The organism is Streptomyces sp. NPDC050703, from assembly GCF_040654435.1.
Lineage (GTDB): Bacteria > Actinomycetota > Actinomycetes > Streptomycetales > Streptomycetaceae > Streptomyces.
The window spans coordinates 25801-35294 of record NZ_JBFAHX010000062.1 but is presented as its reverse complement, the minus strand read 5'-3'; the positions used below and the strand labels follow the sequence as shown (position 1 = coordinate 35294).

General features: G+C 64.1%; 12 protein-coding genes. 2 read left to right on the top strand and 10 right to left on the bottom strand.

Annotation, left to right across the window (positions count from 1 at the left end):
- Nucleotides 1-1070: 1070 nt before the first annotated feature.
- Entirely contained in the window at nucleotides 1071-1844 is a 774-nt protein-coding gene (locus AB0I16_RS33370; RefSeq protein ID WP_363253426.1) for a helix-turn-helix transcriptional regulator, read from the top strand.
- Nucleotides 1841-2023, top strand: coding sequence for a DUF397 domain-containing protein (locus tag AB0I16_RS33365; RefSeq protein WP_363253425.1), 183 nt, complete (start codon nucleotides 1841-1843; stop codon nucleotides 2021-2023). Before AB0I16_RS33370 ends, AB0I16_RS33365 begins: the two co-directional genes overlap by 4 nt.
- Before the next feature lie 70 nt (nucleotides 2024-2093).
- Here the strand turns inward: AB0I16_RS33365 and AB0I16_RS33360 are convergent, their stop codons facing one another.
- The 10 genes from AB0I16_RS33360 to AB0I16_RS33315 form a co-directional block, all read right to left on the bottom strand.
- Entirely contained in the window at nucleotides 2094-2468 is a 375-nt protein-coding gene (locus AB0I16_RS33360) for a hypothetical protein (protein ID WP_363253424.1), read from the bottom strand.
- A 48-nt stretch (nucleotides 2469-2516) separates the two neighbouring features.
- The gene (locus AB0I16_RS33355) at nucleotides 2517-2768 is read right to left on the bottom strand and encodes a hypothetical protein (RefSeq protein ID WP_363253423.1); all 252 of its coding nucleotides are present in this window, start codon (nucleotides 2766-2768) and stop codon (nucleotides 2517-2519) included.
- Nucleotides 2769-2855: 87 nt separating this feature from the next.
- Nucleotides 2856-3710, bottom strand: coding sequence for a hypothetical protein (locus AB0I16_RS33350; RefSeq protein ID WP_363253422.1), 855 nt, complete (start codon nucleotides 3708-3710; stop codon nucleotides 2856-2858).
- A gap of 59 nt (nucleotides 3711-3769) precedes the next feature.
- Nucleotides 3770-4351, bottom strand: a complete 582-nt coding sequence (locus tag AB0I16_RS33345; protein WP_363253421.1) for a hypothetical protein — start codon at nucleotides 4349-4351, stop codon at nucleotides 3770-3772.
- A gap of 735 nt (nucleotides 4352-5086) precedes the next feature.
- Nucleotides 5087-5308 carry a hypothetical protein gene (locus tag AB0I16_RS33340; RefSeq protein WP_363253420.1) on the bottom strand — a complete coding sequence of 74 codons (222 nt, stop codon included), beginning with the start codon at nucleotides 5306-5308 and terminating at the stop codon, nucleotides 5087-5089.
- Between the two features lie 257 nt (nucleotides 5309-5565).
- Complete coding sequence (locus AB0I16_RS33335; protein ID WP_363253419.1) at nucleotides 5566-5838, bottom strand: hypothetical protein; 273 nt, start codon at nucleotides 5836-5838, stop codon at nucleotides 5566-5568.
- Between the two features lie 448 nt (nucleotides 5839-6286).
- Nucleotides 6287-6493: a hypothetical protein gene (locus tag AB0I16_RS33330; protein WP_363253418.1), complete on the bottom strand. Its 207-nt coding sequence runs from the start codon at nucleotides 6491-6493 to the stop codon at nucleotides 6287-6289.
- A gap of 119 nt (nucleotides 6494-6612) precedes the next feature.
- A complete protein-coding gene (locus AB0I16_RS33325) occupies nucleotides 6613-6969 on the bottom strand; it encodes a hypothetical protein (protein WP_363253417.1) in 357 nt (118 codons plus the stop codon).
- Between the two features lie 690 nt (nucleotides 6970-7659).
- Complete coding sequence (locus AB0I16_RS33320; protein ID WP_363253427.1) at nucleotides 7660-7881, bottom strand: endonuclease domain-containing protein; 222 nt, start codon at nucleotides 7879-7881, stop codon at nucleotides 7660-7662.
- A 155-nt stretch (nucleotides 7882-8036) separates the two neighbouring features.
- Entirely contained in the window at nucleotides 8037-9218 is a 1182-nt protein-coding gene (locus AB0I16_RS33315) for a sigma-70 family RNA polymerase sigma factor (protein ID WP_363253416.1), read from the bottom strand.
- Nucleotides 9219-9494: the final 276 nt, after the last annotated feature.

Here is a 9494-nt window from a genome sequence, read left to right as displayed (position 1 = left end):
TGGATCACTTTCTACTAGCAAGAACCCTGCGAAGACATCGGGCAGCGAAAAGCCCCACCCAGCGTCTCGGGGGAAGACGGAGGGTGGGGCAGTTTGGTTCGTTGCGCGCCAGACCTACACGGGCGGCAACTTGTGGGGTGGGATCAGCGCTGTGTTGGGTTGGTGTGGGGCGCTACAGCGGGGCGACGCTTTGCAGTAGAAACCCCGACCCCCACAGCTTCGGCATCTGTGCGGGGCCATTGCTGAGACTGCTTGGCCAGTTTGGGTAAGGGTGAAAGTTGCCTCCGACACTGTGCCGGAACCGGAGCACCCCCGACACGCCAGGTGCGGCCCTGTGCAAGCGGGGGTGGCTTCTTGAGTACTCACTAGCCCCGGTCGCCTCCGTCCACCCATCCGGTTCCGTTGCAGCCGCTGCACGACTGCTCTTCGTATTCGGGCTGACCCTGGTTGTCCCCCATGTTGTGTTGTCGCTCAACCAGGATGTACCCCTTGCCGGCACATCCGGGGCATTGCTGCTGTGACATGGTCCCAACTCCTTTGGCCATGACCCCGCCCCTCGTACCGGCGCTGGCAAGTACAAGGGGCGGGGCGATCATTGAGCGGCCACAGCGAGGTACACGGACACGATCATCGTCGCGATGATTCCTGCCAGTGCCAGCGCGCCGCTAAGGGTTCCGTCCTTCCACTGACTCACTGACGCGTCTCCCGCAGGAGGGGGCTGCCTACGGCTGCGATCCTCATGAGCCCCTGCCTGGGCGGGTCCGCAAGGTCAACGGGGTGCACGTCGTGTAGTTCCGCGTCCCAAGGCGTGCCACCAGGCGAGAGGCTCGTCAGGTGGACAACGCCATTGACGCCCGTCACACGCCCGATACGGTCACGCCCCATGTCCCATACTGTCGCGTTCAGGTTCGGGGGTGTCTCCATTGAAACTCCGCTGCGTGGGTTCGTTCTTTCTGGGCTACCAGGTTGGCGGCTAGCGGGTATGGTCACTAGGGGTAGCGGTATAAATACAGTGATCCGAATACGGAGGGATCATGCCCCCTGCTAACCGGTTGGACCCCACTGCCAGCGTGGCGGCGCTGCTTGGCTACCGGGTCAAGCGGGCACGCGAAGAGGCGGGACTGACACAAGCGGAGCTAGGCGCAAAGGTGTTCGTAGGCCAAGCACGTATCTCGCAGATTGAGAACGCCAACGATCCACCTTCCCAGGACCTTTCTCGGCAGCTTGATGACGCGCTGGGTCTCGCCGGCGCGGTTGTCGAGTTGTGGCCCCTTATCGGGGTGGGCGGGTTCCAGGACTACGCACAGCCGTTCCTGCGACGTCAGGGGACCGCGCGCACTATCCATGAGGTTTCGCTCACCGTGCCGGGACTCTTGCAGACTGCGGAGTACGCGCGCGCAATCATGGGGCTAGCGGTGCCGGATGACCAGACCGACTTGACGGACGCTGTTCGTAGACGCATGGAGCGGCAGGGGGTCTTCCAACGCGACGAGCCACCTTGGCTATGGGTGCTCCTGGACGAGAACGCGTTGACACGCAGCATGGGCGGGCCCCAAGTGATGGTTGCGCAGATAGAACGCCTACTCGCAGATGTGCAGTGCCCGCACATCAACGTGCAGGTTGTTCCGCGGAGTGCCCCATGCCCGCCTGGGTCGTTCAGCCTGCTAACAATGCCTGACGGGGAACGGGTTGCTTACACGGAAGGTTTCCGCACGGGTACATTCCTGTCGGAGCCGTCAGACGTTGACCGGTACCACCGAATCTATGATCGGATCAACGCTGACGCGCTCAGCACTGACGCGTCGGTCCAACTCATGCATAACGCACTGGAGAAGCACAGATGACGCCCAACTGGCACAAGAGCACGTACAGCGGTGACAACGACAACTGTGTTGAGGCCGCTACCAACCAACCGGCGGTGGCCATGATCCGCGACACGAAGCATCACGGGGCCGGCCCCGTGATCACGGTAGGTGCGGCAGCGTGGGGGGTCTTCGTTCAGCACACCCAGCACACGGGCTGAACTACTCACGCGGAACAGCCCCACACGGACCACTCGAAGGTAGTCCGTGTGGGGCTTCTGTGTGTGCGAGCTACTTGCAGAACGTCGCCTTCACGGCGGCTACGATCTTCGCGCCTTGCTCGTCGGTGAGTTGGCCCGCGGTGCCTCCGCTGTACCGCGCGTTGGCGTTGCTGGCTTGTAGCGTTGCGGGCTTGTCGCCCTTGATGTCTGTGCATACGTTGCGGGCTCGTCGTACGGCCCGTTCTTCGTCCGCGGCAAGCTCCGGCTTGATCTTGCGAAGCTCCGTCATGAGCGCTGCCGTCTGCGCGGTGTCGGGGGACGGTGCGGGCTTCACAGCGGGAGCTGCCTTCGTCGGCTTCGTTTCGGCGTCGGCTTCGTTGCCTCCGCACCCGGTCAGTACGAGCAGCGCGGTAGCCGCAGTAGCGAACTTGAAGGTGTGGCGCATGGTTCCCCCCATGTGCGTGGTGTGTGAAGGAACCGTGAGCGTACATGCTTAGACGTCGGTGCGATTGACCCAGTTCGGCACGTCGGGCCGCTCCCCGATTGTCATGGTGTACGCGAGTACGGCGGTCAGCCTTTCCGCCTCGGGTGTGTTGCCCCCGTCTTCAACCTTGCTGATCAGTAAGTCAAGGGCGGGGAACGTCTCTTCGTCGATGCGCCCGGTTTCGTAGAGTCTGCTGATCGCTCCTCCGTCCTGGTGTGCTCGGAGGAGCGTCCGGACTCGGTTGTCTGCCATATCAGTCATGCGCTGAGCGTACTAGCGCGGTTACGGTGTGCGCACGCAAAAATGCCCCGTACCGGCCACCCGAAGGCAGTCGGTACGGGGCGTGGGTCACACGGTGAGTTCGGCGTCGAGCTGTGCGAAGCGGCGTCGCACGGTTGCGGGGTGGCGGCCCGCGGCGGCGGCAACTTCAACAGGGTTGAGCTTGTGGCGCCACCCCTCTTCAATGATCTTGTTGGCTTCCTTGTTGCTCAGGCGCTCCGCCGGCTCGTCCTTCGCGAAGTCCTGGGCGACGTCGATGGGGTCGGGAAGCTCCGGCTTCGTGATCGTGGGCGGCACGCGCTCCGGCTCCGGCTCGTTCAGGAAGCGCGCGGTGATCAGGTCCGACCCAGTCAGCTTGTGGCGCGTCTGAGTCTTCGGCTCCGGCGGTGCGCCATGCTCGGCGTCCGTGAGTGCGTCAACATGCTTGCGCACGGCCGGTTCCGTGGGGCTCAGGCAGTCCATGAAGGAATCTGTGTCCGGGAAGAACCGGGACTTCTCGGGGGCGTCCTGGGCCTCCCGCTCAGCGTCGGCAAGCGCCTTCATGTACACCGGGCCGACTTCGGCGAGCAGCATCACGAGTGCCGGAGCGATCAAGTGCACGGCCACCCCGACCCAGTCGTGCGCGCTGACGCTGAGCCACACGTTCAGGAACACGGAGCTAAGACCCGTCACCCAGCGGAACGCCATGGGCCAACCGCCGAGCTTGGTCACGCCGTACTTCGCGAGTGTCGATTCTGCGGATAGCGCCATGATGAACGCCACGTCGACTATGAGCCCGAGCACGAAGCCGGACCATTCCCACGTGCTGTGCTGGCGGACGAAGGGCGTTGTGGTCATCAGGGAGTAGAAGACGAGTCCCAGGATGAGGAACCAGCGTCCCGCAGTCAGCACCTTGCGTGTTCGATCAATGGCCTTCGTGTTCAACTTCGGGGCTCCCTAAGCGAGTTGGCTTCTCTCTCGGGTGCCAGGAAGTGAGTCGGTGACTAGCTCGCCGGAACCACGCCTGGGGGCAGTGCGGGGGTAACGCCACCGGGTCGGGGTCCTGGGCGCGGGGCGTCGATGGGCGGTGTGTCCTGGGCGTCGTCGTTGGTCGTTTCGCCCGGTGTCCCGGACACGACATCGTCACTCGTGTCGGTGCCTTCGTCGGGGTCGGGGTATGCGGCGTCCGGATCGGCGGGCACGACACCCGGGGGCAGGGTCTTTTGATCCTCCGCGGGGAACGGCAACAGCTCGTCGGGGACGTGCACGCCGATTCCTCGGGGCTTCACGGTCTTCACGATGTCGTCGAGTACCTTGCCGTCCCCCTGCGCGTCCGTCAGTGGGCCACGGGAGCCGGCGGCGGGTGTCTCGGTGCGCTGGGACGGCTCGACCTTCGTCACGCCGTACACGGGTGCTTGCGGCGGTGCTGTGACGACGAGCGGCGGGGCGGGGACGGGCACAGTCGGTTGAGGTTGCGGTGCGGCGGCTACGGGGGTGTTGGGGCCCGAGATGACGAGCACGCCCAGGCCGAAGGCGGCAGCAGCAGACGCCAGACATGAGACGGGCAGGATGAGCTTGTTGCGCACAGTTCCCCCACAAAGATGATCTTGTTGATCCTTCAACGGATCGCGCAATGGTTGCATGCTCCACGGGAGCCGGAATAGCCCCTTCCGTAACGGCTAGGCAACGACTGCGTGCCCTTCCGGATGTACGTACTCGCATGCCGTCCACGTCGGTACGCACGTGACCAGCGCCCTCGTCTCAGCGCTACGAATCCACTCGACCCCGCCAACGAGAAGACCGTTGTCTTTCCGTCTGCCAATGATGCGGAACCCGTCATACCGAGGTGCCCCGGGGGCCATCAAGAGCCGCGAAATGAGCCGGCCGTGTGCCCCGAACACAGACATCAACTCGCCGCAGTCCTGCACGAGTTCGTTCGTCATCGCATCCTTCATCGCTGGACAGAGGCGCCAGCGACGCGCGGGCCCGATGGGTACCCACACGGAGAGTGCCAACGTGAACGGAACAGCGTGCAGCATGGTGCCCCCCAGGCGGAATGTGTACGTCCAATGTTCGGACGCGAATGGTTGGACCTAATCCTTCTTAGGTCGTGGTGGTGAAACGTCTTCAGGTCGCACAACCATGGGCGCGCGTCAGACGTCGTCCGGGCGGTGGGTTCCGCTTCGAACGCGGGTACGACACTACGACGAGCGACTGACATATGCCAGGCTGTAAAGACTAAGGTGAGCCTTACCTAACGAGAAATGCCCCCTACCTACTCACGTGAGTAGGTAGGGGGCGCATTCTGGGGGCGCGTCCGTTCAGTCTTGGACGTACCCGCGGAGGCGCTCAAGGCGAGCCACTTCGTAGTCGGCGACCTCGGAGGCGTAACCAGGCTCGTAGCCTTCCGCCTCGTAGTCGTACGTCCAGCCGGTCAGCTCCTCGCCGTCGGCCAGTAGTATCCGCACGGTCAGCGTCTCGCCGTTCAGAATGACTTCGGCAGTCTGGTTCTTCTCGTCGTTCGTGAGTGTGACCTTGTCCACTGTGTTTCCCTTCGTCGTTTGCCTTACGAGAGAAACAATAGCCTACTCATGTGAGTAGGCACAACACCTACGGAAGAACGTCGTCCAGTGCCGCGCGAAGCTCAAGCGCAGCGTCTAGCGTCATGTGAAGTTGTTCGGTCGCTGAGTAGCCTTCGCTCGAAAACGTGACACGCGCGGTCACCGTAGGGTTCCCGTCACTGTCCTGGGTGGCTTCGGCGGACGCCGTGCCGTACTGCACAGCCCTGTTACGTCTTCGCTCAGACAAGCGCCTTCCCCCGTTCGATCAGTGCCCGAATCTCTTCCCCCGTCGTTGCGCCCCGGTGCTCCGCCAACGGTTCGCCGTAGGGGTCATCCTCGGCGTACACGCGGATCGTTGGCACGACTTCCACGTCGTCCGCGCGCGGATCACCGGTCGTCACGTCGGCGAACTCCGGTTCTACGTCTGCGTTCCGGCATGCGACGCGAAACGAGCGCCACACGTGGGACGTGCCCCAGTGCCCCGGAAGGCCACACAGAACGACATAGACCATAGGTGCCTCAACTTCCTTTCGCCACAAGGCGTTTTCGCGCTGACGGACGAGCCGGCGGAACCGTGGCCCCTTGTCGCCTTCATCGGGGTACCGGTGCGGAATTATGCGGCTGGACGCGCTGACGCCACGGCTTCGAGTCCCGTAGCGCCAGCGCTTCCGGCCGGTCCCTGGTATTGGGATACTCACCCTTCGTCTTCGTCCCAACATGTCGTGACCGTCCGGGGTGATCTGGGTGGGGCGACCGCGGAGCCGTTCCGCTCGCCAGGCTTCGGCTTGTTCAGGTTCGGCTTCGGAGCCGGAGGGGCGGGGCGAACCGGGGGTGCGGGCCGGGGGGCGGCTGCGGCAACTGACGTGTACGTGGTGCAGTCCGTTCGGTCATCGTCGTTGGTGCAACCGGTCAGCAGCGCGGCACCGATGAATGCGGCGGTAACGCGTGCGATGGACTTGTTCACGCGGTTTCATCCTTCTCGGGGTCGGCGAAGTTGACTCGGATACGCCACGCCTCAGTCACGCGGGACGAGAGCTTGTTGAACGCGTCGGTCTTCTTCGGGCCGTAATCCAGTTCGGCGTGACGATCTCTGTCACGCCACTCGGCGAGCATGTCGTCCAACACGTCAATTTCTGCGGCGCTGAGCGTCAAGAACGGGTTACTCACGGGTGCCTCGCTTCACACACGAAAGCGCCCCCGGAGTGTGTCCCAGGGGCGCTTCGTAGTCGTCGGTCAGATTTGGTGGTAGCCGTTCCGCTCGAAACGGTCAACATCGAATGCGGCGGCTACCAGCGCGGGCGCCGTTCGGTGTCCAAAGTGGCTCGCAAGTACGCCTGCCGGGCCGTCATGGGTTCGGGCGCTGCAACTTGCTCGGCGGCGCTCTCGGCCTGGGCGTTCGCGGTCTTCGTGAGCCACTGCGCGAGTATGAGCGCCTGGGCGGGGGTCATCTTCGCGCGGTCACCAGGAACGGCAAGGCTGATCTTTCCCGGTTCGGTCGACTTTGTGAAACCGACAACGCGCCCAAGCGATGCCGTCAGGGTGGCCTTCGTCTCGCTCGATTCCTGCATCATGTTGCGACCCTCTTCCGTGTTGAACGCGTTGGCGTACAGCGCTGTTTGTGCTGCATAGGGGTTGACGCTCACGCGGGCAGCTCCGCTTGTTCGTACCGGAACGGCTCGTGAGACAGTTCGCGGGCTTCGTCGGCAACGAACACCACCTGCCCGTACTGCCCTGTGCGTGCGGCGAGGTCGGGAACTTCGTACACCCACACTTCGAAACCGGCCCGAGAAAGCGGCGTAAGCCACTCGTCGAACCACGATGTCAGCGCGGCCGGCGAGTCGAACCCGCAGCGTTCGTCATCGCATATGCCCCCTAGGAGGGGGTCCGCTCTCGGGGTTGGGTGCCGTGCATCGCAGTGCGCCGAATTCATATCCCACACTTCCGCTCGTTGCACTGAGTCCACCCCGGAACCCGAATAGGGGCCGGACGGGAATCCTCTGTCGCGGGCTTCGCGGTGTGCCACGCGCCATACCTTCACGTGCGCTCTCTTTCGCCGTGACCTTGCGGGGGAGGTGAGGCCCTTACCTACTCACGTGAGTAGGTAAGGGGGTTCGTCAGTGGCGGCGGCGGAGGTGCTTGATGAACGGGACCGACTCCGCGAATGAACGCCGAACAGTGGAGATCACGTCGCCGTCCGGGTTGCGGGTGGTGAACTCGACAAGGGCAGTACCGGGGACTCGACCAGCCGTCACGGTGTATCCACTGCTAAGTGCGAAGCGCTGCATCGTGGGTTCCTCTCTCTCTCTTCTGAACAGCAGGAAGGGAGTCGGTGACTAGGTGACGTCGCGGTAGTCCGCGGGGCGAGTGAGATACCAAAGTGCCCGCTGAAGGCGCTCCGGGGAGTCGCCGAAAGCACCTAGCGCCGTGTTGCACTGCCGGCAGAGGACCCCGCGCACGCGCCCCGTTCCGTGGCAGTGGTCTATAGCGAAGGTCTCGGTGTCGTTCGGTTCCTTGCCGCACAGGTCGCACCCGCGTGACCGGAGTTCGAGCCCCACCGAGTCGGGCAGGCCATACCGGGCACTCCGCGTGTACCGCCGACGGGTAGGCACGCGGGCTTCCTTCACGCATTCGATGCAGTCCGCCCGGTGGCCGCGAGTGTCTCGGTAGAACGCGCTGACGGGCTTCTCTTCGCCACACTTCGTGCACGTCTTCACTTGCGGCCACCCTGCTTCAGCATCTCGGCGGCGGCAGCGTTGAGCGCCTGGGCGTACTCAGGTGCCGTGAGCGCTATAACGGCCGTGTAGCGCTTCGCGAACGTTCGGCGAGCCTTTGACCGGTTGGCCTTGACGTTGTCGTACGTCATTCCGAGCAGCGCGCCCAGGCCGTGTACGTCACATCCGTCGCCCCATCCGTAGTCGGGCGCGCCACCGATGCCGAGCGAATGCGTGAGGACGGTGCGCTGACGCTCGCCCATTGAGTCGAGCACGCTGCGGACGCGTGCGATCTTCTCGTTGCGGTCGGTGGCGCGGGCTTCGCGGGTGTCGCAAAGGTCGTCGGGAAGTGCTTCTTCCGATGTTGTCGAGACTGCGGAGCGCAGAATGCCGAGTGCGTCGAGCACGTACCGACGCGTCTGGGGGTCGCGGGGAACCGTCAGTGCCTCTTCGAGCGCTTCAACGTCTGCGGGGGTCGTGCTGCCCATGGCTGCGAGTTCGAGCGCGTCGAGAACGCATTCACGGGCTTCAGCGTCCCGCGGGACGGATACATACCGCTCGATGACGCGCGCGGCTTCAATCAGCGCCCCGCGTCCCACCTTGGGCTGCACGTCGGGAAGCACGTCCAACACGGGCAGACGGTCGGAGATAGTGAGTTCGTGGGCTACGTTCCCCGCTCCGTTCAGCGTGGTGGAAATGACCCTGTCGAGCGACTGCGGTCCTTGCCACGCGAGACGAGCGGCTTCAGCACGCGTTGCGCTCAAGCGGCGGCCCTTCGGCGGAAGCGTCTGTGCGAGCTTCACCGCTTCGTACGCGTCTCCGTCGGCCGCTTCCACCATTGCGGCGAAAACCTTCATTGCGTCGTCGTCCGCGCCCGCGGCACCGTTCCGCTCGCTGCGCACCGCATCCTTCAGGGTGTTCTCGATCGTGGTGTACGCGAGCCGTTCAAAGGCGTCGACCGTGGCATCTTCGAAGCGGGAAAGCAGTTCCCACACTGCGACGCGCCCAACCTGCGTGAACTCGTCTGCCGCCGTGTAGAAGCGGTGTCCGCCTTGCGGGGCTATTCGGGCCGCTGCCTTATTGGCGAGTGCGGTGACGCGGGACTCAGTGGCGTTGATGACGGTCGTTATGGCGCTGAGGTCGTTGGCCTGGGCTGCGCGTATGACGGCAATGGTCAGCACTGGGGGACTCCCTAGGTCGGTTCGATTCCGTGAAGGGAGTCGGTGACCTAGGGGCCGTGACGGGGGAGCCGTCGCAACACCAGCGGCAAGGGACCTACATGCGTGTGGGCATGCGGGGGTGACCAATCAAGGTCACCGACTCTTGCCGACGGGGGTTGATCAGTTCCGGTCCGTCGTGCAGCACGAACGTAACAGGTGCCTACTCACGTGAGTAGGCACCGATTCCGCTCCTGTGGTCATTGAGACCTGGGCCGGCCGTAGGGAGTTGTGGGGGTT

What these genes read in the sequence shown, in the direction of transcription:
- AB0I16_RS33365 (WP_363253425.1), top strand. Translation starts at nt 1,841, where the DNA reads ATGACGCCCAACTGGCACAAGAGCACGTACAGCGGTGACAACGACAAC.
- AB0I16_RS33360 (WP_363253424.1), bottom strand. Translation starts at nt 2,468, where the DNA reads ATGCGCCACACCTTCAAGTTCGCTACTGCGGCTACCGCGCTGCTCGTA.
- AB0I16_RS33355 (WP_363253423.1), bottom strand. Translation starts at nt 2,768, where the DNA reads ATGACTGATATGGCAGACAACCGAGTCCGGACGCTCCTCCGAGCACAC.
- AB0I16_RS33335 (WP_363253419.1), bottom strand. Translation starts at nt 5,838, where the DNA reads ATGGTCTATGTCGTTCTGTGTGGCCTTCCGGGGCACTGGGGCACGTCC.